This is a genomic window from Herbaspirillum sp. DW155 (assembly GCF_037076565.1).
In the GTDB taxonomy this organism is placed as follows: Bacteria; Pseudomonadota; Gammaproteobacteria; order Burkholderiales; family Burkholderiaceae_D; genus Herbaspirillum.
On record NZ_AP029028.1, the window covers coordinates 4657829 to 4683961 of the forward strand.

Genomic DNA, 26133 nt, shown 5'->3' on the forward strand with positions numbered 1-26133 from the left:
CTGACATAATGCGACGCTCCGAATGCCATGAAGTTAATCAAACTTGAGCTGCTGCATCTTGCCAAGTCAAGAGCGTGTGCAATATTGGGGAAAGTTATTTAGCGCTATATCAACCCGTCAGTAAGTGCCTTCGCACGCGCGATGCGGCAACATGGGTTGCATGACGCCCGACCTCTCCGAACTCGTTCGCACCATCCCCAATTTGATCCGCACCGGCAAGATTGCCGAGATCAATGCGGACAAGGTGCGCGTGCGCTTATCTCCCACGCTGCTCACCACCTGGCTGCAATGGATCGCGCTGCGTGCTGGGGATGTCATCGATTGGTGCCCGCCGTCCATCGGCGAGCAAGTCATCGTCTTCTCCCCCAATGGCGACCTGACCCAAGGTAAAGTCCTGGCCGGCCTGTTCTCGGCCGATTCCCCGGCACCGCAAACCTCTCTCAAGATTCGCTCCATCCACTATCCGGACGGCGCCGTTGTGCTCTACGATTTCGGCAAGCACTCGCTGTCGGCCATCCTGCCGGCCGGCAGCTCGGCCCTGGTGAAAGCCGATGCGGTGACCGCCGACGCACCACAAACCACCTGCACCGGCAATGTGACCATCAAGGGCAATCTGGTGGTGGAAGGCTTCAGCGCATTGAACAATGGCGCCAAGGTCCAGGGCGGCGACGGTGGCGCCGCGATGGTCATTGATGGCGAGGTGAACGCGACCGGCGACGTGAAGGCCGGCAATATCAGTCTGCGCAATCACCCGCACGGCGAGATCAAGCGCGGCGATGAGAAGTCGGGAACGCCGCTGCCATGATCGCCATGAACGCCTCCACCGGCAGCAGCCTATCTCTGCTGGATCACATCCGCCAGTCCGTGCGCGATATCCTCATGACGCCGCTGGGCACCCGCATCTACCGCCGCGCCTATGGCTCGGAAATCCCCGAGCTGATCGACCAGCCCCTGAATGGGGTGACCGTCATGCGCATCTATGCGGCCGTGGCCTATCGTCTGACGCTGTGGGAGCCGCGCATTTCTCTTTCGTCGGTGAACCTCAACCGGGACGCCAGCGGCGCAATCTCGGTGGTGCTGCAAGGTGTTACCAATGGCACCGCTGTCGAATTTTCCGTGCAGGTCCGTGAAGGGGCGACGCAATGAGCTCGCCCATCGACCTGTCCCTGCTGCCGGCACCGCAAGTGCTGGAAACACTGGACTTCGAAACCATCCTGGCCAGTCGCAAGGCGGCCGTGCTGGCACTGCTGCCGGAAGATGAGCGCGAGGCCGCTGCCAATGTGCTGTCCCTGGAGTCTGAGCCGGCTACCAAGCTGCTGCAGGAGAACGCCTATCAAGAGCTATTGCTGCGCAATCGCGTCAACGATGCCGCCAAGGCGGTCATGTTGTCGTTTGCCATCGGCTCAGATCTCGACCAGATCGGCGCCAATACCAACGTGAAGCGCCTGGTATTGGTCGAAGCTGATCCGGATGCCTCGCCGCCGGTGGCCGAGGTCTTGGAAGGCGACGATGCGTACCGCCTGCGCATTCAGGAAGCGCCTGATGCGCTCTCGACAGCCGGCCCGCGCAATGCCTATGAATTCCATGCGCGCAGTGCTGACGGCCGCGTGCTGGACGCGCGCGCCGTCAGCCCAGCACCGTGCGAAGTCGTGGTGGCCGTCCTGGCGAACTCGGATGACTGGCAGGCGCCGGCCGACCTGCTGCAAACCGTCGATGCCGCACTGTCGGCCGAGGATATCCGTCCCCTGGGCGATCTGGTCTCGGTGGTACAGGGCCAGGTCACGGACTACGCGCTGGAAGCGGTGGTGTATGTCGAAAAAGGCCCCGAGGCACCCATCGCTCTGAATGCCGCCCGGTCGAACGCGGCCGCTATCTCCAAGCCGCTGCGCCCGCTGGGCTATAGCGTCTATCGCAATGCCTATGTGGCTGCGCTGAAGGTCGAAGGCGTGCGCAATGTCGTCGTGAAATCCCCAGCGGCGGACATTCTCTGCGGACGCACGCAAGCGGCACGCTGCACCGGCATCACAATCACCGCCGAGGTGCTGGAAGAGGTGGACGATGTATAACCCGGTCCCGACCCTGCCGCCCAATACGACGCACCTGGAGCGCGCGCTCGCGCGCGCCTGCGCCGCCCTGGCCGACACGCCGGTGCCCCTTCGTCTGCTGTGGAATCCCGACCGCTGCCCGGTGGAGTTGCTGCCCTTCCTGGCCTGGTCCTTTTCGGTGGATCGCTGGGACGATACCTGGCCCGAGGCCATCAAGCGCGGCACGATCAAGGCCGCCCGCTACATCCACCAGCACAAGGGCACCATCGCGGCCGTGCGCGGCGTCGTGGAGTCCCTGGGTTACATCATCAAGATCAGTGAATGGTGGCAGACCGAACCACGCGGCCCGCGCGGCACCTTCGCACTTGAGGTCGGCGTGCTGGATTCGGGCATCACCGATGAAATGTTCCTCGAAATGGAACGGCTCATTGACGACGCCAAGCCGCTGTCCCGCCATTTGACCGGGCTGCGTATCCATCTGGAGACCCGTGGACAAATCAACGTTGGCGCATACGCGCAGTTTGGCGAGGCGGTCACGGTCTATCCCTGGACCCCGGACAGCATCGAGACCGCCGGCGGGCCATTCATCGGCTGTGCCACCCACATTATTGAAATCATGAGCATCTACCCATGAGCACCTATTTTTCTATTCCGACTGAAATCGGCGAGGCCCGAATCGCCAATGCCCTGGCGCTGGGCATTCCGCTGAAGTTGACGCACATGGCCGTGGGCGATGGCAATGGCGCCGTGCCGGTGCCGGATCGCAAGCAGACCGCCCTTGTGAAAGAGCAACGCCGCGCGCCCATCAATACCCTCGACAAAGATCCGAAGAACCCCAGCCAGATCATCATCGAGCAGGTGTTGCCGGCCGATGTCGGCGGCTGGTGGGTGCGCGAAATCGGTATCTTCGACGACGCCGGTAACCTGTGCGCGGTGGCGAACTGCCCGCCCAGCTATAAGCCGCTGTTGGCCGACGGCGCCGGTAAGGATCAGGTGGTGCGCGTCGTCTTGCTGGTGGCAAGCACTGCCGCTGTTGAATTGAAGATTGATCCTGCTGTGGTCCTGGCGACGCGCAAGTACGCTGACGACGCAGTGACGGCGCATGAGCAAAAGGCCGACCCTCATCCGCAATACGTAGTGACGCGCGAGAAGGTCGTAACACTGCTCGGCGAGGCAGCAGAAGCCAATCAAGGCATCGTCAGGCTGGCAACGACTGATGAAGCCGAGGCAGGCGCCGACGACACCAAGGCCATGACCCCGCTGAAGGTATTCAAGGCCATTGCCAAGAAGCTGGTGCAGGCGACCGAGGCGGTGATGGGCGCGGCCAAGATCGCGACGCAAGCACAGGTCACGGCTGGCACAGATGACGCCACTATCGTCACGCCAAGAAAGCTGCGTGCCGGCTTTTCTGCCTACTACAGCGCGGCCGCCGGCTATTTCATTTTCCCGACCTGGCTCGGCGGCCTGATTCTGCAATGGGGCCAGGGCTATGTCTCGTCCACCGCTGGGGCTGCGACGGGGTGGGCATTCCCCATCGCGTTTCCGACCGCGTTGCTGGCACTCACGATTTCTAACACGAATGGCTATTCTTCCGGCGTCGTATCGGTCAATTCGACTTCCGTGACTGGATTCAACGCCTTTTCCAGTGCCGTCAATACGAACATTACCTGGTTCGCCATCGGGCGATAGGAGCACCCATGAAATATTTCTCCCAAACATCAGGGTTCCTCGACTCGCGCATTCACAGTCCGATCCCTGGCGACGCAGTAGAAATCACAGACGACGAATATGCACGCCTTCTGAGCGGACAAGCCGAAGGCAAGGTCATCACGATCAACGCCGCCGGGCGAACAGACCTGAGCGAGAACAATGCCGTGCCTGATCGCCGCCTGCTCATCCTCGCGGAGCTGGACAAGATCGATGCGGCCAGTTTGCGCCCGCTTCGTGCTCTCTACGCGGGCACGGGAACGGATGCCGACAAGGCCCGCGTGGCGGAGCTTGAAGCCGCCGCGTCCGCGCTCCGGGACGAGCTGCAGACCCTGACCTGAGGCAGTCACATTCCACCCTATTTTTCTGAGGAGTAAGCCACCATGGCAACCGATTACCACCACGGCGTGCGTGTCATCGAAATCAACGAGGGGACACGCCCCATTCGCACCGTCTCTACCGCCGTCATCGGCGTGATCGTCACGGCCGACGATGCCGACGCCGAGACTTTCCCGCTGGACACCGCTGTGCTCATTACCAATGTGGTAGCAGCGCAAGCCCAGGCCGGCAAGAGCGGCACCATGCGCCGCGTGCTGGAAGCCATCGCAGCGCAAGCCAAACCCCTGGTGGTGCTGGTGCGCGTGGCCGAAGGCGACGATGAGGACGAGCAAACCAGCCTGGTCATCGGCGGCGTCTCGGCCGAGGGCCGCTATACCGGCTCCAAGGCCCTCTTGGCGGCGCAAGCCAAGCTCGGCATCAAGCCGCGCATCCTGGGCGCGCCGGGCCTGGATACCAAGGCGGTGACCAATGCTCTGGCCTCCCTGGCGCAGACCCTGCGCGCTTTCGTCTACGCATCCTGCTGGAACTGCGCCACGGTGGTGGCCGCCACCGCCTACCGTGCGGAATTCGGTCAGCGTGAAGTGATGCTGATCTGGCCGGAATTCGTCTCGTGGGACACGTCTTCTAACGCGGATGTGAGTATCTCGGCCGTGGCCTACGCGCTGGGCCTGCGCGCCAAGATCGACGAGCAGACCGGCTGGCACAAGACTCTCTCCAACGTAGTGGTGAACGGTCCGACCGGCATCAGCCGTGACGTGTTCTGGGATCTGCAAGACCCAGCGACGGACGCCGGCGTGCTCAATGCCAAGGAAGTCACCACCCTCATCAACATGAGCGGCTATCGCTTCTGGGGCTCGCGCACCTGCGAAATCCAGGGTGGTTACTTCCCGTTCGAGAACTACACGCGCACCGCACAGGTGCTGGCCGACACCATCGCTGAAGCGCACATGGTCTATGTCGACCTGCCGATGACGCCTTCTCTCGTCAAGGATCTGGTGGCCAGCATCAATGCCAAGTTCCGCTCCCTGAAGGCCAGCGGCTACATCATCGACGGTGAAGCCTGGTTCGATGAGCAATTCAACGACAAGGACACGTTGAAGGCCGGCAAGCTGACCATCGACTACGGTTACACCCCGGTGCCCCCGGTGGAAAACCTGCTGTTCCAGCAGCGCATTACCGACCAATACCTGGCCGACTTCGCCGCGCGCGTCGCCGCCTAATGGGTAGCCGGCCGGTACGCCCGGCCGCCTCCCGTCCTCACATCATAGGAGCAAGACATGGGCATGCCCCACAAACTGAAGGATTTTAATTTGTTCGAGAACGGCATCAGCTTTGCCGGCATGGCCACTGAAGTGACCTTGCCGAAGCTGTCGCGCAAGATGGAGGAATATCGCGCGGGCGGCATGTCCGGCCCTGTGTCGGCGGACCTGGGCCAGGAAGCCCTGCAACTGGAGTGGACTGCCGGCGGCCTGGTCAAGGAAGCGCTCAAGCAGTATGCCGCCAAGACGCATGGTGCCGTGCAACTGCGCTTCGCTGGCGCGTATCAGAGCGATGACGATGCATCCGTGCAGGCGGTTGAAATCACTGTGCGTGGCCGCTACAAAGAAGTGGATATGGGTAATGCCAAGGTGGGCGACGACACCTCGCACAAATTCAGCATGCCCCTGAGCGCGTACAAGCTCACCATCGATAACGAGGTGATTTTCGATTTCGACTTCATGAACGGCATCGAGATCGTCGGCGGCGAAGACCGCCGCGCCGACATCCGCAAGGCCATCGGTCTGTAATGGCCAGGCGGCATCGCGCCGCCTGCCTCTCCCAATTCCCAATCTGAAAAGGAAGCACTATGACCACCACCGCAACCGCCCCCAAAATCGAAACCGTTGTTGTCGAGCTGGACGAACCGCTGACGCGCGGCAATACCCAAATCACCGAATTGACCCTGCGCCGCCCCAAGTCCGGCGCCCTGCGTGGCGTCAGCCTGATGGATCTCATGAACATGAACGTGAGCGCGCTGCAGGTGGTGCTGCCGCGCATCAGTGAACCCGCCCTGACGCAGTTCGACGTCGCCGCCATGGACCCGGCCGACCTGATCAAGTGCGGCATGGAGGTCTCTGTTTTTTTGGCACCGAAGGCGGACCGGGCCTTGGTCTCCCAATCGAAGTAGAAGACGCCATGGCCGACATCGCGACGGTGTTCCACTGGCCACCGGCCGCGATGGAGGACTTGGAACTGGCAGACCTCATGAAGTGGCGCGAGCGCGCCCGAGTAAGAAGCGGGGCGGAGTAAATGGCAAATGAACTGAAAATGCAGGTGGTGTTCTCCATGATGGAGAAAATCACCGCCCCGCTAAAGAAGATTGCCGGCGGCGCCAAGGACACCGGTAAGGCACTGAAGGACACCAGCGACCGCCTGCGCGAGCTGAACAAGCAGCAGAGCGACCTCAACGGCCTGCGTGACCTGCACCAGGGCATGCGCAAGACGAATGCCGAGTTGGCCACCGCGCAGCAGCGCGTCGCTGAGCTGGCGGCCAGGATGAAGGCTACCGAGAACCCGACCCGCGCCATGACGCGCGAATTTAATGCAGCGGTGCGCAGCGTCAAGTCTCTGCAGGAGGCCAGCGAGCGGCAAGGCACGCAGTATCGCGCCTTGCGCGAACGCCTGGCCGATGCCGGCATCGGCTCGCGCCAGCTCGCCAATGCGCAGACCTGGCTCAAGAACAGCATTGCCGCCACCAATGCCGAACTAGCGGACCAGCAGAAGAAGCTCACCGCCAACCATCGTCAGCAGCAGGTGATGGCCAATGCGCGCCAGCGCGCTGACAAGCTGCGCAGCACGGCGGGCGGCCTGGCAGCGGCCGGCGTGGGGGCCACGGCCAGCGGCGCCGCCATGGGCGCCCCTGTGCTGGCCGGCCTGAAAGAGGCCAAGCACTACGAGACCGAGAACGGCCGCGTGCGTGCGCTCGGCCTGGGACCGGCCGCCACCGCCGAGGCGATCAAGTTCGCGCGCGACATGAAAACCTACGGCACCAGCCAGCTCGACAACCTGCAGTTGCTGCGCGACGGCATTACGGCCTTTGGCGACACGCACCACGCCGAAATGGTCGCGCCCATGATGGCCAAGATGAAATTCGGCAATCACGCCTTCTACGGGGAAGCCGAGGGCGCGGAGAACGAGCGCAAGTTCATGGACATGCTCAAGGTCATCGAAATGCGCAACGGCACCAAGGACATTGGTACGTTCTCCAAGCAGGCCAATATGGTGCAGCAGGTGCTGACTGCCACGGGCGGCCGGGTCGGGCCGGGCGAGTGGTTGAACCTCATCAAGACCGGTGGTATCGCGGCCAAGGGCATCAAGGATGAAGCCTTCTATTACCAGCTCGAATCCCTGGTGCAGGAAATGGGCGGTAACCGGGTCGGCACCTCGATGATGAGCGCTTATCAGAACCTCTATCAGGGCCGCACCACCAAGCGTTCCATTGCCATGCTGTCGGACCTGGGCCTGATCGGTGACCAATCCAAGGTGAAGCATGACAAGGCCGGCCAGGTCTCGTTCCTGAATCCGGGCGCCATCAAGGGCGCGGACCTGTTCCGCGAGAACCAATTCGAATGGCTGGAGAAAGTGCTGTTGCCGCAACTGGCCAGCAAGGGCATCACGGACGAAAAGGGGATCCTCGACGCCATCGGCGGGATCTTCTCGAACCGCACAGCGGCGCAGCTCTTCTCGACCATGTACCAGCAGCGTACGCAGATCCACAAGAACGAGAAATTGAACCGGGGCGCCGCCAACATCGACGAGCTCGACAAGCTCGGCCGGGACACCGCCAGCGGCAAGGAACTGGAAACGCTGTCAAAGGTGGCAGACCTGAAACTGGAGCTGGGCACCAAGATCCTGCCGCTCTACGCCTCTGGCCTGCAGATGGCCGCCAATGCCGTCCAAGCGTTGACCGGCTTCATGGAGCGCAATCCGGCCACCGCCAAGGCCATGATTGTGGCCTTCAGTGCCATCGCCGCCATCATGGTGGTGATAGGGCCGCTGATGCTCGCCCTGGCCTCGATCATCGGTCCCTATGCCATGTTGCACGTTCTGTTCGCAAAGATCGGGCTGCAGGGGAGTTTGCTCATGCCGATCCTGCGCGGCGTCGGCACGGTCTTCATGTGGCTGGGACGGATCTTCCTGATGAACCCCATTGGCCTGGCGGTGACCGCCATCGCCGCCGCTGCCTATCTGCTGTACCGGAATTGGGAACCCATTGCCGGCTTCTTCGGCAACCTGTGGCAGCAGATACGCGGCGCCTTCGCGGGCGGCCTGGCCGGCGTGGGCGCGCTGATCTTGAATTGGTCTCCGGTGGGCCTGTTCTACCAGGCATTTGCGGGCGTGCTGAGCTGGTTCGGCATCGAGCTGCCGGCCAAATTTACCGAGTTCGGCGCCATGATCCTGCGCGGCCTGGTCAACGGCATTACCAGCGGCATCGGTGCCGTCAAGGATGCGGTGCTGGGCGCCGGGGCCAGTGTCATTGGCTGGTTCAAGGAAAAGCTCGACATCCATAGCCCGAGCCGGGTCTTTGCCGAGCTGGGCGACTACACCATGCAGGGCCTGGCCGTGGGCTTGAATCGTGGCCAGGACGGCCCGCTGTCTACCGTCAGCAGCCTCGCCGGCAAGCTGGCCAGCGCGGGCGCAGCCGTTGCTATTGGCGCGGGCAGCGTGCCGGCAATGGCCCTCGATAGCCGGCCACCGATCAGCGGTGGCGCTGCGCAGCCCGTCGTCTACCAGGGCGACACGGTGCAAATCATCATCCAGCCGACGCCTGGCATGGATGAGCAAGCCATCGCCCGCGCGGTGGCTATTGAGCTGGATCGCCGCGACCGCATGAAGGCGTCGCGCCAGCGCTCGAACCTCGCAGATTGGGATTAAGGAAAAACGTCATGATGATGGTCTTGGGAATGTTCGTCTTCAGCTTGCCCACGCTCGCCTATCAAGAGCTGCAGCGGCAGACGCAATGGAAGTTCGCCAGCAATGCGCGCGTGGGCCGGCGCGACGCGGTGCAGTTCACCGGTAAAGGGGATGACACCATTACCTTGTCGGGCTGGATTGCACCGGAGCTGACCGGCAGCGCCTTCTCGCTCGATGCCCTGCGCCTGATGGCCGACACCGGCAAGAGCTGGTTCCTGATCCAGGGAACGGGGCGCATCTATGGCTCCTACGTCATCGAGAGCATGGACGAGGGGCGCACCGTGTTGGATGGCGACGGCGATGCCAAGCGCATCGAATTCACCATCAAGTTGAGACGCACTGACGATAGCGTGCTGTCGTCGCTGGGCCTGGGCGATATCTCGGATCTGCGCAACATGGTCGACATCGACGGCATCACGAACAGCATCGCAGATAAGGCGCGTGATGTGGTCGGCAGTGCCATCGGCGGCGTCACAAGCACGGCCAGTGCGATAGTGGGTAAGGTCAGTGGGGCGGCCAGCTCGCTTAGCGGTGCTGCCGGGAAAATCGGGGGAGTTGGGCAATGACCACCACCGCGCCAGCCTTCCGCATCGTCATCGAAGACAAGGATATCAGCCGCCCCGTTTCGGACAGGCTCATGAGCATCACCTTGCGCGAATGCCGGGGGGATGAGGCCGATCAACTGGACATCGAGCTGGACGATTCGGATGGCAAGCTGAAGATTCCACCGAAGGGCGCCAAGCTGCATTTCGCGCTTGGCTGGCTGGGTTCGCCGCTGGTCGACAAGGGCGCGTTCGTGGTCTCCGAGGTGGAACACAGCGGCGCACCGGACCGGCTGACCATCCGCGCCAGGTCGGCCAGCATGATCGATGCGTTTCGGCAGCAGCGAGACCGTAGTTTCCATGAGACCACACTCGGCGCCGTGGTGGATGCCATCGCCGCCGGCAATGGCCTGGCATCAGGGATATCGGCCGGCCTACGCTCCATCGCCATCCAGCACCTGGACCAGACGCATGAAAGCGATTCCGCACTGCTGCGTCGCCTGGGCAAGAAATATGATGCGGTGGCCACGGTGAAAAATGACACGTTGTTGTTCATGCCGATCAACGAGAGTCGCACCGCCAGCGGAAAGCCGCTGCCGGTGGTAAAGGTGGCGCGGGCGTTGGGGGACCAGCACCGATATCACAGCTCAGAATCCGATGCGTATAGCGGCGTTCGCGCATTCTGGATGGATGAGAAATACGGACGCCGCCGCAGTGTCGTTGCGGGCCAGGCAGGCAACAGCAAGCGCTTGCGCACCACGTTCGCGAATGAGACTGATGCGCGTGCTGCCGCCGTGGCCGAGTGGCAGCGCATTGAACGTGGCTTGGCCACCTTCGAGATGCAGCTTGCGCTCGGCGATGCCAGCATCATGCCGCAATCGCCTGTGGTGGTATCCGGGTTCAAGGCAGATATTGATGCGACGGAATGGCTATCGAAGACCGTCACACATTCCATCAGCGGCAGCGGTTTTACCACGCGCATTGAGTTCGAGACCAAATCTGAGGAAGCCGACACAGAGCGCGAGCTTGATCACGATCCGGAGGAAGGCATCACCGGCGTGAAAGCGGGATGGCACGACAAAGCAAAGAAGAAAAACAACAAGGGCACCGAGCTGGCAGGCAAGGCCGACAACGCCAAGACGCTGAACAGGACCTATGCCACCAAGCAAAGTGCCACCCGTGCTGCAGCGCTAGAGTGGGCAAAAATCAAAGAGGTCCGCGAGATCATCGCCGAAAATCGTTCCGATTAATAGATCAGTTTCTGCCGCTTGAGTAACTTAAATTCGGTCGTCTGATGCTTATCTGTTCCGCTAAGTTTTTCATGGTAATGACGAATCAGTACCCCTCTATATGAGTCATAGCTGATGGTAGAGGGAAGCATTTTCTCAAGGGCGCGAGGATTGTTCTCAACAACATTAGTAAAATGTTTTCGAGTCCACATCATCACACCTCGCAGAAACGCGTCTGTCTGTCTCTCGGATCGTTCCCTTTTTCTTGACATCGATCGGGAGAAGTTTGCTATGTTTAGGGAGAACGCATAGATAGCGGTATTCGAATAGTTCGGATATTTTTCTAGTTGGCGAATGGATGTGCCAAAAATTCGTAGAACAAGCCGCCTGATCTGTAGGCTAACAGCTCCTGGGTTGTCGTTATTAAAGAACGTGTCCCATATCATCGAATAATGCAGCCACCATTGTGTAGAGCTGTGTTCTAATTCCAAGCGTAATCCCGCCTCAATAAGCGAGGAAACTTGTCCCGCAATTCTTTCAATAAATAAAGATTGTTTGAGGGGTGGGCGGTAATTTGCTCTCGCATAAGCTCCATCAAACATACTAATCAACTGCGCGAAGATTTTCGAGGCAATTCGGAATTTTTCCAGGGGGGCTTTAGGATTGATGATACTTCCGTCATATTTATTGAATCCTGAGTGTTGAATGTTATCGACTAAATTCGAAAGAAAGCGGTAGAGAGTGAAGGAGTGCGGAAAATGGCTGTTTACTCTGAGATAGTCTTGCGCGGTTATCAAAAAGCATTGGCCATAGACTTCTAGCTGTTCAGCATCGTATGGGTCTTCTATTGACCCTTTTGCGTCAAGGGGGGAATGTATATAACTCCCCTGCTGCTCCACTAGCTTGTAATCGCCAAAGATCGCCTTTCTAAAATATTGCATGTGACCGAGAAAGCCATGTTCATGGATATCCTGTTCTGCATACAGTAGCGAATTTTTGTTCTTGAGCATCGCATCAATCAGATTGCGCGAAAAAAGTGAAAGATTGATGTCGCGCTTCTCTTGTTTGCTCGCTTCCAAAAAGAGGCGCATTGCTGCTATGCCCGATGATTCGGCGATAGCTTGAGTCATCCGGGGAGATGCCAGCATGAACAGCAGATCATTGGTATAGGTTTTAAATGTCTGCGCATCCGTCAGGAATGGAGCAACGACCATTGCTTGCGTACGTTCATTCGCAGTCGGAGCGTTCCTTACGATCTCTTGCGCTGTATCGCCAAGAGCATCAGCCAGCATAAGCAATTCTTCCTTCTTTCCTGAGATGATGCGAACATTTACCGCACGGGCAAAGGCAACGCAGTTTGCGCGCTGATATTTCGCCGGCATGCCGACAAAGAATGCCCATGCACACATCAAAATTAGAAAAATTGCCCCAAGAATAGATTGAATTAACGCAAGACTGTTGAGGAAGTGCCATATCGGCAGCTCCTCTGAAAACCAATAATTCGACACGAGTGCCCCGACACCAATAACAACCGAAAAGACGGCCGTCAATTGGTACAGTGGTATGGGGGCAACTCGAGCACGAAACTTATACCTCAAGTCCGTTATCGTATATACAACGGCGAGCAGCGCCATAGCAGCCACGAATTCTGCATATCCAAAAATTGGCATCTGCATTTTGCTGGAAGCAGATTCAACAGTGAAAGCTTCACTGTAGTAATTAGCAGCCGGCATAACCTGGCGCGTTATCGTTCGCTCACAGTTCCAGTTCGTTGGGCACTGAATCTGCTGCAGGCTTTTTTTTGTAATATCGATCACAGGTTCCCTCGAATTGAATTGCGGCTACTTTGGACCCATCCATGTTGCTGCCCCGCTGTCATCTGCGCGGCATTCCCTCAGGCTATTTCCTGCGACATTGATTGCGCTTCCCTGCGAATACGGCTTACCTTCGTAGAAGCAATGATGTTCTGCTGTAGGCGCTACATCTGGCTGAGCTGGCATTTTGTAAAGCAGCATCGCGCACGCTAAAGCTAAGAGTGCCGCTAATATCCACTGTCCGCGCGACACACGCTGCAAACGTACATAACCAAGGTCTTTCTCGCCGCATGTGCGGCAGTGATCCCCTGACATGACAGATGCTGGGGCCTGGAACGCTGCTTTTAGTCCCACTGCTGCCGCCGGTGTCTTCTGAGCGCCCGGCTTGTTCTCGGCTATCCAGCGTTCGACCTGAGCGACGACTTCGTGATATTTCTCGCGCGGGATGTCTTTCATTCGCTCGGCCCCGAACTCGGTCAGGATTACGCGATAAACGTCGAGGGTGTCCTCTTGCGTTAGCGCACAAAGCTCGCGCACCAACCCAGCTATTCGTTTGCGCTGCAAGTCGGTGAGCGTTTGCGCCGGTGCCTTGTCGCTCCCCAAGTTGAAATTCACGACGTTGTTTTGACGTGGTGCCTCGTTGACGTTGCCTCCGATGAGTTGGGCAACGTCACCCCTTACTTCTACTTTTTCAGACATTACAAACCTGCCAATTACATCCGTGGCGTCACTCCCTGTCACGCTTCCGAAAACAAAAAAAATGCGGCCCCGTGCTCGCGCGCTAGAACTCTGTTCGGCGCCGAAGAACCGACAAAGTTTACTTCTTCTTGATGACCTTTTTACGCATGTCCGGTCCTTGAACCGTTCCATGCACATCGCCATGAATCTGCTGGCCGACATTCCCACCGACAGTGACAATCGCTCTTGCGGATTCGATTGGAGCTGCCCCCTCGATCACTCCCAGCACGCGCGCCTTATTTTTGATATCCAGCTTTCTGAATCCATCGAGAAGCTGGGTTTCCTCGGGCGTCAACGCCTGCATACTCGGGGTTCCAGTCACGACAAATTGGACATCGACCCCCAGCCGGGAGACCGCTTGTAAATACCCAGCATCAGGGCGGCGCTCATCTTGTTCGTAGAACAGTTGAGCCCTACGTTGGACACCGCCGACGGCGGCAAACTCTGTCTGATTGAAGCCCAAGCGCGTGCGCTCGGCCTTGAGACGTTCCCCGATTGTGTTCATAAAGACGCAAAAACAATTTGACATGAGTCTTTTTGGACTCTATATTCACGTCATTGCTAAGTGACGTACACAAATATTAACCCATGAGCACCCAAGACACCGCCCAAACTGGCGCAGCGGCCCATTGCTCGCTGCCGATCACGCTACGTCTGACCGCTGAAGAAATCGACAAAGCGCAGATTCTCGCCCGCCGAGACCACCGCACCCGCGCGGCTTTCATCCGCGTGATGTTCTTGCGGGGCCTAGCCGCCTACGAAAAAGAGCTCCAATCCGCAACCGTCTGACTTAGGGGAAATTCCGCCATGTATCCAGACCCGAAGCGCGTAAGGCAGCATCGCCACATGCTCCGCCTCGACGATTACGAACAGGCGCTTGTCGAATCACTGGCTCACTACCAGGGCGAGCCCGTCGCCACCATCCTGCGCCAACTGGCGTTGCGCCAGGCGGCGGCAATCCTCGCATCTGATTCAGGCTCTAGCGTAGCGCGCGGCCCGTTCTGATCGAAGGCAGCAATAAGCAACTTTTGAGCAACCGAAAATGCCTTTCAACGAAACCATGCTCTCGGACGATGAACGCCAGATGATTGAGAAGATCCGTCAGCGCGAAGGTCTGGAGTCTATCGATCAGGCATTGGAATGGCTCGTCAAAACAGCAGTACGTAACGGCGCGAGGCGCATCACCGGCAGAGGCCGGGCACTCTACGCTGTCGGGGGAAAGACCAAACCATGCGAGTAATCAGCCTGCCTTGCCCGCACTGCCAAAGCCCGGTGCGCGCGGCGAAGAGTCGCACCATGTCGTCGATGATGAAGGAAATCACCTATCAGTGCCAAAACGCCGAATGCGGCCACACCTTCGTGGCCACGCTTGAGGTTTCGCGCACCGTATCGATGTCAGCCATGCCGAACCCGGACGTGCGCATTCCGATTTCCTCGCGCGCGTTTCTGGCTGCCAAGAACCAGATGACGCTAGACCTCGCGACCGCCTAAGCGGTCGCCCAACACCCGACAAATCAAAACCTGCCGTGCGCCGTTTGGCGCACGCAGGATTCGCTCACCCTAAAAAATCATGACCACCGCGAATCTGAAGGTAACGCGCGCTATCAGCCAGCACTTGAAAGATGATCTGAGCTTGTACCGCCGCGCGCAGAGAATGCTGAGCTGGGACTCTATTACTGTGCCGCAACGGGACGTGATCTGGGAGGGGAAGCACGCCATTGGCAATCGTCTTGCATGGCGGCTTCAACTCTTGGGCGGCCTGCTGGGGGAGTGGTGATGCGAACCGTATTTGCCCACTGCATGGCAGCGCTTCTGTTGCTCGCCCCGGCACTGTTGTCGGCACTCGGCCTGGTGAAAGGCTGAACATGCGCTGCGCCCGTATCAAGGATCATGCGTCATTCCGTCCTGCAACGGATCTACTGCGCGAGCGTGCGGCTCAGGTGCCAACGCCACCGGGTGATGAGGCCGCAAAAGCCGAGCTGGAAAAGGCCATGATGCTGCTGCGTACGCGCAAGCGGCCTAACCACCAGATCGGCGTCGCCTATTCCTGGGCGGCCACTGCCAAGCCGGTGCGCCGACACATCCTGGCACTGGCGGGCCTCCCGCCGGACCGCTGGGAATCCCCCATTCACTCCTTTACCGAAGCCGAACGCCTGGCCATGCGCCATGCGGTGCTGCGTGCGATTACGACTTATGAAAGAGCCCTCAATGCAGTATAGAAAAGTCGACGCGAAGACGCGACGCCAGCACAAGGCCTTTCTCGATTCGCCTCAGTTTGCCAGCGAACTGGAACGCATCCCGCTGAAGTGGCGCGGCCGTGTTGTCAGCCAGGCGCTTGAGCTCATGTCGGTATGGCACTGGCGCCGGATCTTCGAGCCGGTCGCCCTCGATTTCGTTCGTGACTTCGCCGCGCACTACGTGCCGGCCGGAATTGATCTTTCGCAAGATGACGCTGAAATCTGCGCCACTGCCGAGAAGGCCGCCGAGAACGTCAAGAAGATGCTTTGGAAGGCGATTTCCGACACGCACGCCCGCGACATCATCGAGCAGGAATGCAGCGATTACGGCATTGACGTGCCCGAGGTGGACGACGACGACCTGCGCGCCATCATTGCGCGTGTGGTGGACCCGCGCTGGTGGCGCCGTCAACTGCGCAAGGTGGTTGGCCGTGCCTTCGAGGGCGGCAATATCCGCTTGGGCTATGTCCACTATCACGGCGAGCCCTATGCCAGCAATGATGCGGTGCTGTCGCGCCTGGCGCAGAACAAGCGCAATGCAGCGGCGTTGGAAGCGACGATGGTGCGCAACGAGGCTGGCCAGGAATTCAGCATCGCAGAGCTGGCCGAGAAGACCACCGCCAATAAAACCATTCGGCGCGGTGAGCTCATGCTGCGCATCAACGGCTTTGAAACCATTGCGCGCGAGTGCAAGGACGAAGGCCTGTTTCTCACGTGGTCTTGCCCGTCCCGCTTTCATGCGACGCTACATAGCGGCAAGCCAAATCCGAAATATGACGGCTCCGATCCGCGCAGGGCTAACAAGTACCTGGGCAAGATGACTGCCCTGGCGCGCTCGGCGCTGGCACGGCGCGGCATCGGCCTGTACGGCTTCCGCATTGCTGAACCGCATCACGATGGATGCCCGCATTGGCACATGCTGGTGTTCGTGCGCGCTCTGCCGGGCTACACCACGCCGCACGTCAAGGACGTGGCCGGCCGGGCTATTCGCGTGATGAAGCGCTACGCCTGGCGCGTGGACCGTGGCGAGCCTGGCGCATTCAAGCGCCGCCTGGACGTGAAGCGCATTGACTGGTCGAAGGGCAGCGCCGCCGGCTACATCGCCAAGTATGTGGCCAAGAACATTGACGGCGTGGCCGACCACAAGACCAAAGAAGGCTACGTGGTGACCACTGACACGGCCGGTGATTATGAGCTGACGCCCTCGGCGCGCGTAGAAGCCTGGGCCGCCCGCTGGGGCATTCGGCAGTTCCAGCAGTGGGGTGGCGCGCCTGTGAGCGTCTGGCGCGAGCTGCGGCGCGTTCCGGCAGACATGGTGCAAGAGGCGCCGCCAGCGATGGCCGCCGCCTGGGATGCCGTACAAAAGGTCGAGGGCGAGAAGCGTGCATGCTGGGCCAGCTACTTGCGCGCCCAAGGCGGTGCCATCGTGAAGCGCGACGATCTGATGGTCACGCTGGCCAAAGAAACCAAGACTGTCACCGGTCGCTATGAAGAGTGCGAGCGCGTCATGCCCTATGGCGTCCAGTGCCGCCAAATGGCCGGCGTGGTGTTCAAGTCCGTTCGGCATACATGGACACCAGTTCAAGGGCACGACGCCCGCACATCGGCGGGTTCGGGGTTCCCTTGGACTCGTGTAAATAACTGTACGCAGCCCGCCGGGCCTGACTTTGCGGCCGATGTGTCCTTTGAGCCGAAGACCGCGCCGGTACCGGTCATGTTCCAGCCGGACCAGGCCGCGCAGATCGATCATGCCTGGCTCTCCCTGGGCGCATGCCCCTGGCCCCGGCCGGTTGTGGATGACAAGCCCGCGTGGCCAGCCCCGGCTATGACGGCGGACGAACAGCGCCGGGCCCTGGCCTCATGGGACGCCATCAAGGCATGCCCCTGGCCGCGAATGTTGCCGGTGCCGGACAAGTCGCCGCGTCACGGCACACCTCGCCAGGTGGCCGACTGGCGCGCCGGCCGGCTGGATGTGACCGAACTTCCGATTGATACCAACCCAACGAAAGGGAACGCTCCATGACCGCGTTTCGTGTCGTCGTGCGCACTGCCAGCGCACGCCATTCTTACACCGCCATCGCAGCCCATAGCTGCGACGTGATCGCCGCCGCCGTCGATCGTTTTGGCGTGTGTTCTGTTACGGCCATTCAGGAGATCCAGAAGTGAACGCAACCACAACCACCAATCCCGCCGTGTCTTACCGCGCCGAAGGCTACGCCGCCAAGTATTTCGCCAAGCAGCCGAAACAGCGTGATTTCGTCATGCTGCCACCGCAAGCCCTGGACCGGATTACGTTCAATACACCCGATGACGGCGTGCTGGCGGGTTATGTGTCGATCATCCGTCAGCACCTGGGCAACGGCCAGAAATTCGCGTGGGTAGAGCTGGACAACGAGCTGGCGGGGCAATTCCGAGGGGTGCCGCTGGCGGACATCCTCACTTGCGATGATGCGGGGAATCTACGCCGCAATACCGCAAATCGTGAAACCAAACGTCTTTGCTTGAGCGACTACAGCGGCAATCTGGGTGTTGAAATGGGAAAGAGGGAACCACAGTCATGAGTGAATTGTTCCTTGACGATGAAAGCTTGGAGCGTCTCACAGGCATTCGGCGTGGTTCTACCCGCGCCGGCGTCAAGCAGACCAAGTACGAGATGCAGGCGGCATTCCTGCGCGCAATTGGGATTCCCTTTATCTTGAATGCGCGCGGCCGGCCGGTGGTCCTGCTGTCGGCGGTAGAATCGCGCCGCACGGCAGAGGCCCCGAAAAAAGGATGGAAACCAGCAGTGATTGGGGCATGACATGGGGCGCAGGCCGTCGAAAAATTCGAATCTTCCACGCGGTGTGCGTGCGCGTGAGCAGCGCAGTGGCGTGATTTACTACTACTACGATGCCGGCGGCAAGCCGCGTCGTGAGATTCCTCTCGGCTCTAACTATGTCGAGGCCGTACGGAAGTGGGCCGAACTGGAGGCGATGCCGCCTTCCACTGTGTCCAAGGTGGTGACGTTCCGTTATGCGTGCGAGGTTTATCAGAAAAAATACTTGATCGAGAATGCGCCGAAAACGAGGGAAGAGAAATTGCGGCAGATTGAGACACTGCTTGCATTCTTCGATAATCCGCCGGCACCGCTTGAAGAAATCAAGCCCATCCACATCAAACAGTTTTTGTCATGGCGCGTCCAGCGAACGCAAGATGCATTGCGCAAGAAGGGTGAGCAGGTGGAAGGCAACGAAGGTCGAGTAGCGGCCAATCGTGAGAAGTCGCTCATTTCGCACATCTGGAATGCAGCGCGGGCCGAGGGGCTGACCGACCTTCCGAACCCATGCGCCGGTATCAAGTCGTTCCGTGAGTATGGCCGTGAAACCTATGTCTACGACGACGCCTTCCATGCCGTGTGGGGCAAAGCGGACGTTCCGACGCGTGAGGCAATGGACCTGGCATATCTCACCGGCGGCCGGCCGGCGGACCTGCTGAAGATCGATGAAACGCACCTACGTGAAGGCAGCATCGAAGTGCGGCAGAACAAGACCGGGCACAAGCTGCGCATTGCTATCGAAGGAAAGCTCGCGGCGCTAATCGAGCGCATCAAGGCGAGAAAGCGCGGCATATCCGGTGTCGTGGTCTCAACAAGGTTGCTTGTCAATGAGGAAGGTCAGCCTCTGGGCCGGGCGGCGCTGCGCTTTCGCTTCGAGGCCGCACGTAATGCTGCTGGCGTTGAGGGGGATGACTTCCAGTTCCGCGACCTGCGTGCGAAGGCTGCTACCGACAAGACGGACAAGACCAAGGATATCCGCGAGGCTCAGCAGCAGCTCGGCCACGCGAGTGTGGTGATGACGGAAAACTATGTCCGCAAGCGCCGTGGTCGCAAGGTAATGCCGACCGAATAATGAGGCCGCCCCAAAGGCGGCCTTTGTCATGTTGCTTGCAGGTTGTAGAGATACGTACCGAGCCAGTAAGCAACTCGAATGATCCCATACGTCAGAGTGAATGCGCCCATCAGCATGAGCAGGATCACAACCCGTATCTTTGATTTAGACGGCGGTTCGTATCTCACCGGCTCAAAGACTTTCGCGGATCCTTCATCCGACTTTACATAGGTATTGATTTTGTGCCACGTTATCGGGGGGAAATAAAGATAGGAAACGGTCACCTCCTCCTTCGCAACTAGGGTTGGAATCAGCAGCTCCGCAAAACCATCTGCATTATGTTCGATCTTAAACGGTGTGCTGTAGGGATACAGAGTCACGGAATCCGGCATGTATTGATGACCCAGCCTGATGTTAAACGCGGTCTTTTTACCTACATTGGCGATGACAACGCTGTGTGTATAAACTTCAAATGGTGGCTGCGTCACATCTCCATTTGCGGCAACCTTCTGCTTCACATGATGTTCTGACCGATGGCCGAAATAAGCGACCAGGCGCGGCCTCCTATCGGCGATGAGTTTCACCACTGCCAAAACAACTGTTACCAGCGTGGAGAGCAGTTTGGCCGCAACGTCAATATCGAATGTCATAGCCCCTCTTTGAATTATTTTCCGGCTCAGCTGAGCTTGGCTGATGATAGCGCAATGCCAATAAATCTTAGCGGATGAATACGTCTGGATGCTATTCGCGGAATACGAGTGATTTTGAGCAATTTCAGCTAACTGTCTGAATTGCGGAGCAAAAGAAGAATTGCGGAGCAAAATAAAAAGGCTCTCCGGTCGGAGAGCCTTTTAGATACTGGTGCTGGCTGCAGGACTTGAACCCGCCACCCCCTGATTACAAGTCAGGTGCTCTACCAGATGAGCTAAGCCAGCAAAAACTTCAGCCGGCGATTATAGCCTACTTGATGCGCGTCAGTACAGGGCGGCCACCCTTTTTCGGTGGCTCCGGATCATCATCGCCCTTGTCGCCACCTTCGGCAGGCTTCTTTTCGGGCTCCGAGACGGGAACCGACGACAGCACCGGCGCACTGCCTTCCTGCTCAGGCGCCTGTTGCGCCTCTTCGGCCGTGGACGGCGCAGGCGCTTCGAATGCCATGCCCTGGCCGTTCTCACGGGCATAGATGGCGATCACGTTTTCCACGGGGATCAGAATATCGCGCGAAACGCCACCAAAACGGGCGCTGAAGTGAATGTTGTCGTTCTCCATCTTCAAGCCGCTGGTGGCCTCGAAGCTGATGTTGAGGACGATCTCGCCATTCTTGACGAATTGCATCGGCACCCGGGTGCGGCTGTCGACGACCACCGCGATGTGCGGCGTATAGCCATTGTCGGTGCACCACTCGTAGATGGCGCGCAGCAAATAAGGCTTGGTGGAGACTTCTGGCATGACTGGTGTGATGTGCGACGCGCCTGTAAAACGCATCTGCCGGCAAGGCCGGGGTGGAACTGCAATCTGGGCGACTTGCCGCTGCGCCGCCACCGAAGCGGCAGCGCAGCAGGTACGGCTTAACGACGCATGACCTTTTCGGACGGGGTCAGGGCTTCGATGTAGGCAGGACGCGAGAAGATGCGCTCGGCGTACTTCATCAGCGGCGCGGCCGTCTTGGAGAGCTCGATGCCATAGTGATCCAGGCGCCACAGCAGCGGAGCCAGGGCCACGTCCAGCATGGAGAACTCGTCACCCAGCATGTACTTGTTCTTCAGGAACAGCGGTGCCAGTTGGGTCAGGCGGTCACGGATCTCGTGGCGGGCCTTCTCCTGGTTCTTCTCGGCAGCCTTGGACTTTTCATTTTCCAGGGTGTGCACGTGAACGAACAGTTCCTTCTCGAAGTTGAACAGCATCAGGCGCGCACGGGCACGCATCAACGGGTCAGCCGGCATCAGCTGCGGGTGCGGGAAGCGCTCATCGATGTATTCGTTGATGATGTTCGATTCATACAGCACCAGGTCACGTTCAACCAGAATGGGCACCTGGCCATACGGGTTCATGACCGAGATATCTTCCGGCTTGTTGAACAGGTCAACATCACGGATTTCGAAATCCATCCCCTTCTCGAACAGGACGAGGCGGCAACGTTGCGAAAATGGGCAGGTCGTGCCCGAGTAGAGAACCATCATTTTTTCAGAGCCCTAAAAACAAAAGGGGGGCGAGACGCATAACGCTCACCCCGATACGCAATTCCGCAAAAACTGCGCGGATACGTGATTGTACGTTTTTACTTGATGTTCTTCCAATAGGACGCGTTCAAACGCCACGCCAATACCGAGAAGAGACCCAGGAACAACAGCACCCAGACACCCAGGCGCTTGCGCGTATTCTGCGCCGGTTCGCCCATCCATTGCAAATAAGCAACGAGATCGGCGACATTGTTGTCATATTCCGCCGTGCTCATCTTGCCTGGCTTGACTTGTTCGAAGCCGGCAAACTTGTGGATGGTCTTGTTCGCGTCGTGAGGATCCTTCTCTTCCACGAACTTGGCCTTGCGGATACCTTGCAATTCCCACAACACGTGCGGCATGCCAACGTTGGGGAACAGCATGTTGTTCCAGCCGGTGGGACGGCTGTCGTCCGTATAATAACTGCGCAGGTAGGTATAAATCCAGTCCGGACCGCTGCCCGCTTCCGATGCGCGCGCGCGGGCGATCACCGACAGGTCGGGTGGAGTGGCACCGAACCAGGCCTTGGCATCTTGCGGCGACATCGAAATCTTCATCAGATCGCCGACCTTTTCCCCACTGAACATGAGGTTGTCCTTGATCTGCTCTTCGGTCAGGCCGATGTCGCGCAGACGGTTGTAGCGCATCGATGAAGCCGCGTGGCAATTCAGGCAATAGTTGACGAACAGCTTGGCGCCATTTTGCAGCGCGGCAACATCCTTGGTGCGATCCGGGGCACGGTCCAGCGGGTAGCCCCCTTCGTTGGCGCAGGCCAGCGCTGGCAGCAGGGCCAGCGCGGCAATCACTTTCTTGAGCAATGTCATGTTCTTGTCCTTTGGCGGCTGGCTTAGTGCGGATGGTAGACGACGCGCTCGGGGACCGGCTTGAAGGTGCCGGCAGCACTCCACCACGGCATCAGCAGGAAGAAGCCGAGGTAGATGAAGCTGCACACCTGCGAGACGGTGGTGCCGATGGCCGTCGGCGGTTGCACGCCGAGGTAGCCGAGGATGACGAAGGCAATGCCAAAGACCAGATACACGTATTTATGCCAGCTCGGGCGATAGCGGATGGACTTGACCTGCGAATGATCCAGCCACGGCAAGCCGCCCAGGATCACCACCGACAGGCCCATCAGGACCACGCCCCAGAACTTGGCATCGAAGACCAGCATGCCGGCGATGACGGCCAGGCCGATTACGATGGCTACCATCTTCAGCTTGGCCGTCAGGCGCGACTTGAACACCAGCAGCGCCACATAGGCCGCCACACCGGCGATGAGCCAGCCCATGAAGTCGGCCGTGGTGGCACGCAAGATCGAGTAGAACGGAGTGAAGTACCAGACCGGGGCGATGTGCAGCGGTGTCTTGAGCGAATCGGCCGGGATGAAGTTGTTGTACTCCAGGAAGTAGCCGCCCATTTCCGGCGCAAAGAAGATCACTGCGGAGAACACCAGCAGGAAGATCGAGACACCAAAGATGTCATGCACCGTGTAATACGGGTGGAACGGCACGCCATCCAGCGGCACACCGTTTTCATCGGTTTTTTCCTTGATTTCCACGCCGTCCGGGTTGTTCGAGCCCACTTCGTGCAGCGCGATGATGTGCGCCGCCACCAGGCCGATCAGCACCAGCGGAATGGCGATCACGTGGAAGGAGAAGAAGCGGTTCAGGGTAGCGTCGGAAACGACATAATCGCCGCGAATGAGCAGCGACAGGTCAGGGCCGATGAAGGGAATGGCACCGAACAGGTTCACAATCACCTGTGCGCCCCAGTAGGACATCTGGCCCCAGGGCAGCAGGTAACCGAAGAAAGCTTCACCCATCAGGCACAGGAAGATACCCACGCCGAACAGCCACACCAGCTCGCGCGGCTTGCGGTAAGAGCCATACAGCAGGCCCCGCAGCATGTGCAGGTAGACCACGATGAAGAAGGCCGAGGCGCCGGTGGAATGCATGTAACGCACCAGCCAGCCCCAGGGCACGTCGCGCATGATGTACTCGACTGACGCAAAGGCCAGGCTGGCATCGGGCTTGTAGTGCATCACCAGGAAGATGCCGGTGACGATCTGGATCACCAGCACCAGCAAGGCCAGGGAGCCGAAGATGTACCAGAAGTTGAAGTTCTTCGGTGCGTAGTATTCGGAAAGATGGGCTTTCCAGGTGGCCGTCAGCGGAAAGCGCGCGTCGACCCAGTTGAGCGCCTTGGCCGCGACGGGCGCGTCCTCAGGCAGCTTCTTTTCGTGAAATGCTCCCATGATCAGGCCTCCCCTTTCTCGTCCTTGCCGATAACGAGCTTGTTTTCGCCTTCAAACATGTAACGCGGGACTTGCAGGTTGTCCGGCGACGGTTTGTTCTTGTAGACGCGACCAGCGAGGTCGAAGGTGGAGCCGTGGCAGGGGCACAGGAAGCCGCCATGCCAGTCGTCCGGCAGCGAGGTCTGCGGGCCGCTCTGGAAACGGGAGCTGGGCGAGCAGCCGAGGTGCGGGCAGATGCCGACCACCACCAGGATGTCCTTGCGTACGGAACGCCACTCGTTGAGCGCGTAATCGGGCGTCTGGGAGAAATCGGTGCGCTTGGAATTGGGATCGGCCACTTCGCCATCGGTCTGCTTCAGCGAAGCGATCATCTCGGGAGTACGCTTGAGAATCCAGACCGGCTTGCCGCGCCACTCGACGGTGCGCATTTCACCGGGCGCCAGTGAAGAAATATCCACTTCCACCGGTGCGCCCGCTGCCTTGGCGCGTTCAGAAGGTTGCAGGGTGGAGACGAATGCTCCAGCGGTGGCCAAACCCGCTACACCTCCGGCCGCACAAGTCGCAACAAGCAAACCTCGTCGACTCGCGTCGACCTGATTCTCGTCAGTCATAAAGACCCCAATCTCCAAATGTAAGTTAGCGTGGACCTTCTAAGTGACCCTCATGCAACTTTTCGATTATATATAAGCTGAATAGGGTTTTGTAGCTAACGGCCGGTATGGTACAGGCTGGTGAAAATGAACATTTGACGCAGCGCAACCCCTTGTCAATCTGCTCTCGTTCTCTGTTTTTTTGCAGTGCGGCGTCAGTGCTTGTCCGATTTACTTTTCCTGACGGGCAGGATATAACCCGTTGTAAGCGCACCTCATGTGTAAACAGCAACTTTCAAAGGAGAAACCAGGGATGAGCATGCTCAAGGACTTTCGCGCCTTCGCGATCAAGGGAAACGTGGTCGACCTGGCTGTCGGTGTCATCATCGGCGGAGCCTTCGGCAAGATCGTCAGCTCGTTGGTCGAGGATATCATCATGCCCATCGTCGGCAAGATCTTCGGCGGCCTGGACTTCGCCAATTACTACCTGCCCCTGAACGGACAAGCCTACGGTCTGCCGCTGGCCGAAGCCAAGAAGGCCGGCGCGGTGTTCGCTTACGGCAACTTCCTGACCATCTTCATCAACTTCCTGATCCTGGCCTTCATCATCTTCCAGATGGTGCGCGCCATCAACAAGGCGCGCGACCTCGCTTCCAAGCATGAGGAAGCCACCCCCGCCGCACCCGCCCCGACACCGGAAGACGTGCTCCTGCTGCGCGAAATCCGCGATGCGCTCAAGAAGCAGGACTGACGGCTGCCCTGCCCCAGAATCCTTCACATAAGGTAATTCAGGTGTGAAGCTTAAGGCGTTGCAGCCCGGTGTCATACCGGATTGTCGATATCGATGAAACGGTGTTCGATACCGAAGTGCGCCGCCACATGCTCACCCAACGCCTGGATGCCGTAACGCTCGGTAGCATGGTGGCCGGCGGCCAGATAGACGGTGCCGGTCTCGCGCGCCAGATGCACGGTCGGCTCTGAAATCTCGCCGCTGATGTAAGCCGTGGCACCAGCCTCGATGGCATCCCCCAGCATGCCCTGCGCCGCGCCCGTGCACCACGCGACCTGGCCGATGGGCTGATGCGGGTCGCCGATGAGCAGCGGCGTGCGGCCCAGACGCTCTTCGATCAACATCGCCAGGTCGGCTGCCGTCTTGACGGCAGGCGCATGGCAGCGGCCGATCCAGCCGATGTCGTTTTCGCCGAAACGGCCGGTGGCCTCGAAGCCGAGTCGCTTGGCCAGCTGGGCGTTGTTGCCCAGTTCGGGATGCGAATCCAGCGGCAGGTGATAGCCGAACAGGTTGATGTCATGGGCCAGCAACAGCTTCAGGCGACGCTGCTTCTGACCGATCACGCGCATGTCTTCACCGCGCCAGAAGTAACCATGATGCACCAGGATGGCATCGGCCTGCCACGCCGCTGCTGCCTCGATCAGCGCCAGGCTGGCGGTCACGCCACTGACCACGCGCCCAATGGTGGTGCGCCCTTCCACCTGCAAGCCGTTTGGGCAATAATCGCGATATTGCGCCGCGTTAAGCGTCTGCCCCAGATAGACTGCGAACTCGTTTCTGCTAATGTGGCGGGTCATCTCTTCCTCATCC

35 protein-coding genes and 1 tRNA gene are annotated in these 26133 nt (G+C 59.3%); 25 read left to right on the forward strand and 11 right to left on the reverse strand.

All coding sequences use genetic code 11. The annotated features are described in order from the left end of the window. Nucleotides 1–160: 160 nt before the first annotated feature. Genes AACH55_RS21105 through AACH55_RS21165 form a run of 13 tightly spaced genes read left to right on the forward strand, consistent with a single transcriptional unit; the run spans nucleotide 161 to nucleotide 10836 of the window. Nucleotides 161–805, forward strand: coding sequence for a phage baseplate assembly protein V (locus AACH55_RS21105; protein WP_338716591.1), 645 nt, complete (start codon nucleotides 161–163; stop codon nucleotides 803–805). Continuing rightward, nucleotides 802–1146: a GPW/gp25 family protein gene (locus tag AACH55_RS21110; protein ID WP_204727237.1), complete on the forward strand. Its 345-nt coding sequence runs from the start codon at nucleotides 802–804 to the stop codon at nucleotides 1144–1146. Before AACH55_RS21105 ends, AACH55_RS21110 begins: the two co-directional genes overlap by 4 nt. Next, the gene (locus AACH55_RS21115) at nucleotides 1143–2066 is read left to right on the forward strand and encodes a baseplate J/gp47 family protein (RefSeq protein WP_338716592.1); all 924 of its coding nucleotides are present in this window, start codon (nucleotides 1143–1145) and stop codon (nucleotides 2064–2066) included. Before AACH55_RS21110 ends, AACH55_RS21115 begins: the two co-directional genes overlap by 4 nt. Beyond that, nucleotides 2059–2679, forward strand: a complete 621-nt coding sequence (locus AACH55_RS21120) for a phage tail protein I (protein WP_338716593.1) — start codon at nucleotides 2059–2061, stop codon at nucleotides 2677–2679. The genes AACH55_RS21115 and AACH55_RS21120 overlap by 8 nt, the downstream gene beginning before the upstream one ends. Next, on the forward strand, nucleotides 2676–3734 hold the full coding sequence (locus tag AACH55_RS21125; RefSeq protein WP_338716594.1) for a phage tail protein: 1059 nt from the start codon (nucleotides 2676–2678) through the stop codon (nucleotides 3732–3734). The genes AACH55_RS21120 and AACH55_RS21125 overlap by 4 nt, the downstream gene beginning before the upstream one ends. A gap of 8 nt (nucleotides 3735–3742) precedes the next feature. After that, nucleotides 3743–4093, forward strand: a complete 351-nt coding sequence (locus AACH55_RS21130) for a hypothetical protein (RefSeq protein ID WP_338716595.1) — start codon at nucleotides 3743–3745, stop codon at nucleotides 4091–4093. Nucleotides 4094–4135: 42 nt separating this feature from the next. Next, nucleotides 4136–5311, forward strand: a complete 1176-nt coding sequence (locus tag AACH55_RS21135; protein ID WP_338716596.1) for a phage tail sheath protein — start codon at nucleotides 4136–4138, stop codon at nucleotides 5309–5311. Between the two features lie 57 nt (nucleotides 5312–5368). Continuing rightward, nucleotides 5369–5878 (forward strand): phage major tail tube protein, encoded by a 510-nt coding sequence (locus AACH55_RS21140; RefSeq protein ID WP_338716597.1) that lies wholly within the window; start codon nucleotides 5369–5371, stop codon nucleotides 5876–5878. A 59-nt stretch (nucleotides 5879–5937) separates the two neighbouring features. Then, nucleotides 5938–6258, forward strand: a complete 321-nt coding sequence (locus AACH55_RS21145) for a phage tail assembly protein (protein WP_338716598.1) — start codon at nucleotides 5938–5940, stop codon at nucleotides 6256–6258. Between the two features lie 8 nt (nucleotides 6259–6266). Further along, the gene (locus AACH55_RS21150; RefSeq protein ID WP_121043124.1) at nucleotides 6267–6380 is read left to right on the forward strand and encodes a GpE family phage tail protein; all 114 of its coding nucleotides are present in this window, start codon (nucleotides 6267–6269) and stop codon (nucleotides 6378–6380) included. Then, nucleotides 6381–9005 carry a phage tail protein gene (locus AACH55_RS21155; RefSeq protein ID WP_338716599.1) on the forward strand — a complete coding sequence of 875 codons (2625 nt, stop codon included), beginning with the start codon at nucleotides 6381–6383 and terminating at the stop codon, nucleotides 9003–9005. Between the two features lie 11 nt (nucleotides 9006–9016). Then, nucleotides 9017–9610, forward strand: a complete 594-nt coding sequence (locus AACH55_RS21160) for a phage tail protein (RefSeq protein WP_338716600.1) — start codon at nucleotides 9017–9019, stop codon at nucleotides 9608–9610. Next, a complete protein-coding gene (locus AACH55_RS21165; protein ID WP_338716601.1) occupies nucleotides 9607–10836 on the forward strand; it encodes a contractile injection system protein, VgrG/Pvc8 family in 1230 nt (409 codons plus the stop codon). The genes AACH55_RS21160 and AACH55_RS21165 overlap by 4 nt, the downstream gene beginning before the upstream one ends. On the opposite strand, the gene AACH55_RS21170 is transcribed toward AACH55_RS21165, so the two are convergent. The 3 genes from AACH55_RS21170 to AACH55_RS21180 form a co-directional block, all read right to left on the reverse strand. Next, the gene (locus AACH55_RS21170) at nucleotides 10833–12632 is read right to left on the reverse strand and encodes a hypothetical protein (RefSeq protein ID WP_338716602.1); all 1800 of its coding nucleotides are present in this window, start codon (nucleotides 12630–12632) and stop codon (nucleotides 10833–10835) included. The genes AACH55_RS21165 and AACH55_RS21170 overlap by 4 nt on opposite strands. Before the next feature lie 24 nt (nucleotides 12633–12656). Next, on the reverse strand, nucleotides 12657–13328 hold the full coding sequence (locus AACH55_RS21175; protein WP_338716603.1) for a hypothetical protein: 672 nt from the start codon (nucleotides 13326–13328) through the stop codon (nucleotides 12657–12659). A 118-nt stretch (nucleotides 13329–13446) separates the two neighbouring features. Then, the gene (locus AACH55_RS21180; RefSeq protein WP_338716604.1) at nucleotides 13447–13872 is read right to left on the reverse strand and encodes a helix-turn-helix transcriptional regulator; all 426 of its coding nucleotides are present in this window, start codon (nucleotides 13870–13872) and stop codon (nucleotides 13447–13449) included. A gap of 83 nt (nucleotides 13873–13955) precedes the next feature. On the opposite strand from AACH55_RS21180, the gene AACH55_RS21185 reads away from it, so the two are divergent. The 11 genes from AACH55_RS21185 to AACH55_RS21235 all read left to right on the forward strand — a co-directional run bounded on the left by AACH55_RS21185 (nucleotide 13956) and on the right by AACH55_RS21235 (nucleotide 19491). Beyond that, nucleotides 13956–14156 carry a hypothetical protein gene (locus AACH55_RS21185; protein WP_338716605.1) on the forward strand — a complete coding sequence of 67 codons (201 nt, stop codon included), beginning with the start codon at nucleotides 13956–13958 and terminating at the stop codon, nucleotides 14154–14156. An 18-nt stretch (nucleotides 14157–14174) separates the two neighbouring features. Beyond that, a complete protein-coding gene (locus AACH55_RS21190) occupies nucleotides 14175–14372 on the forward strand; it encodes a hypothetical protein (protein WP_241812768.1) in 198 nt (65 codons plus the stop codon). Between the two features lie 37 nt (nucleotides 14373–14409). Further along, on the forward strand, nucleotides 14410–14607 hold the full coding sequence (locus tag AACH55_RS21195) for a hypothetical protein (protein ID WP_324874959.1): 198 nt from the start codon (nucleotides 14410–14412) through the stop codon (nucleotides 14605–14607). Continuing rightward, nucleotides 14598–14858 (forward strand): ogr/Delta-like zinc finger family protein, encoded by a 261-nt coding sequence (locus AACH55_RS21200; protein WP_274620128.1) that lies wholly within the window; start codon nucleotides 14598–14600, stop codon nucleotides 14856–14858. The genes AACH55_RS21195 and AACH55_RS21200 overlap by 10 nt, the downstream gene beginning before the upstream one ends. A 79-nt stretch (nucleotides 14859–14937) precedes the next feature. Beyond that, the gene (locus AACH55_RS21205) at nucleotides 14938–15144 is read left to right on the forward strand and encodes a hypothetical protein (RefSeq protein WP_311434117.1); all 207 of its coding nucleotides are present in this window, start codon (nucleotides 14938–14940) and stop codon (nucleotides 15142–15144) included. Nucleotides 15145–15358: 214 nt separating this feature from the next. After that, nucleotides 15359–15586, forward strand: a complete 228-nt coding sequence (locus AACH55_RS21210; protein WP_338716608.1) for a hypothetical protein — start codon at nucleotides 15359–15361, stop codon at nucleotides 15584–15586. Continuing rightward, nucleotides 15576–17627, forward strand: coding sequence for a replication endonuclease (locus tag AACH55_RS21215; protein ID WP_338716609.1), 2052 nt, complete (start codon nucleotides 15576–15578; stop codon nucleotides 17625–17627). Before AACH55_RS21210 ends, AACH55_RS21215 begins: the two co-directional genes overlap by 11 nt. Then, entirely contained in the window at nucleotides 17624–17770 is a 147-nt protein-coding gene (locus AACH55_RS21220) for a hypothetical protein (protein WP_338716610.1), read from the forward strand. Before AACH55_RS21215 ends, AACH55_RS21220 begins: the two co-directional genes overlap by 4 nt. Next, nucleotides 17767–18165 (forward strand): hypothetical protein, encoded by a 399-nt coding sequence (locus AACH55_RS21225; protein WP_338716611.1) that lies wholly within the window; start codon nucleotides 17767–17769, stop codon nucleotides 18163–18165. Before AACH55_RS21220 ends, AACH55_RS21225 begins: the two co-directional genes overlap by 4 nt. Then, the gene (locus AACH55_RS21230; protein WP_154134052.1) at nucleotides 18162–18404 is read left to right on the forward strand and encodes a DUF4224 domain-containing protein; all 243 of its coding nucleotides are present in this window, start codon (nucleotides 18162–18164) and stop codon (nucleotides 18402–18404) included. The genes AACH55_RS21225 and AACH55_RS21230 overlap by 4 nt, the downstream gene beginning before the upstream one ends. A gap of 70 nt (nucleotides 18405–18474) precedes the next feature. Further along, the gene (locus tag AACH55_RS21235; RefSeq protein WP_338716612.1) at nucleotides 18475–19491 is read left to right on the forward strand and encodes a tyrosine-type recombinase/integrase; all 1017 of its coding nucleotides are present in this window, start codon (nucleotides 18475–18477) and stop codon (nucleotides 19489–19491) included. Between the two features lie 26 nt (nucleotides 19492–19517). Here the strand turns inward: AACH55_RS21235 and AACH55_RS21240 are convergent, their stop codons facing one another. The 7 genes from AACH55_RS21240 to petA all read right to left on the reverse strand — a co-directional run bounded on the left by AACH55_RS21240 (nucleotide 19518) and on the right by petA (nucleotide 24554). Beyond that, nucleotides 19518–20120 carry a hypothetical protein gene (locus AACH55_RS21240; protein ID WP_338716613.1) on the reverse strand — a complete coding sequence of 201 codons (603 nt, stop codon included), beginning with the start codon at nucleotides 20118–20120 and terminating at the stop codon, nucleotides 19518–19520. A gap of 209 nt (nucleotides 20121–20329) precedes the next feature. Continuing rightward, nucleotides 20330–20405 (reverse strand) — tRNA-Thr (locus AACH55_RS21245). A gap of 25 nt (nucleotides 20406–20430) precedes the next feature. Further along, nucleotides 20431–20919 (reverse strand): ClpXP protease specificity-enhancing factor, encoded by a 489-nt coding sequence (locus AACH55_RS21250; protein WP_338716614.1) that lies wholly within the window; start codon nucleotides 20917–20919, stop codon nucleotides 20431–20433. 119 nt (nucleotides 20920–21038) lie between these two features. After that, nucleotides 21039–21650, reverse strand: coding sequence for a glutathione S-transferase N-terminal domain-containing protein (locus AACH55_RS21255; RefSeq protein WP_017453790.1), 612 nt, complete (start codon nucleotides 21648–21650; stop codon nucleotides 21039–21041). A gap of 98 nt (nucleotides 21651–21748) precedes the next feature. Beyond that, nucleotides 21749–22513, reverse strand: a complete 765-nt coding sequence (locus AACH55_RS21260) for a cytochrome c1 (protein WP_338716615.1) — start codon at nucleotides 22511–22513, stop codon at nucleotides 21749–21751. A gap of 23 nt (nucleotides 22514–22536) precedes the next feature. Beyond that, nucleotides 22537–23943, reverse strand: a complete 1407-nt coding sequence (locus tag AACH55_RS21265; RefSeq protein WP_338716616.1) for a cytochrome bc complex cytochrome b subunit — start codon at nucleotides 23941–23943, stop codon at nucleotides 22537–22539. A 2-nt stretch (nucleotides 23944–23945) separates the two neighbouring features. After that, nucleotides 23946–24554 (reverse strand): ubiquinol-cytochrome c reductase iron-sulfur subunit, encoded by a 609-nt coding sequence (petA, locus tag AACH55_RS21270; protein ID WP_338716617.1) that lies wholly within the window; start codon nucleotides 24552–24554, stop codon nucleotides 23946–23948. A gap of 292 nt (nucleotides 24555–24846) precedes the next feature. Here petA and mscL point away from each other — a divergent pair, with 292 nt between their 5' ends. Then, nucleotides 24847–25284 (forward strand): large conductance mechanosensitive channel protein MscL, encoded by a 438-nt coding sequence (gene mscL, locus AACH55_RS21275; protein ID WP_338716618.1) that lies wholly within the window; start codon nucleotides 24847–24849, stop codon nucleotides 25282–25284. A gap of 71 nt (nucleotides 25285–25355) precedes the next feature. Here mscL and AACH55_RS21280 read toward each other — a convergent pair whose 3' ends face one another. Next, nucleotides 25356–26120 carry a Nif3-like dinuclear metal center hexameric protein gene (locus tag AACH55_RS21280; RefSeq protein WP_338716620.1) on the reverse strand — a complete coding sequence of 255 codons (765 nt, stop codon included), beginning with the start codon at nucleotides 26118–26120 and terminating at the stop codon, nucleotides 25356–25358. Nucleotides 26121–26133 lie beyond the last annotated feature (13 nt).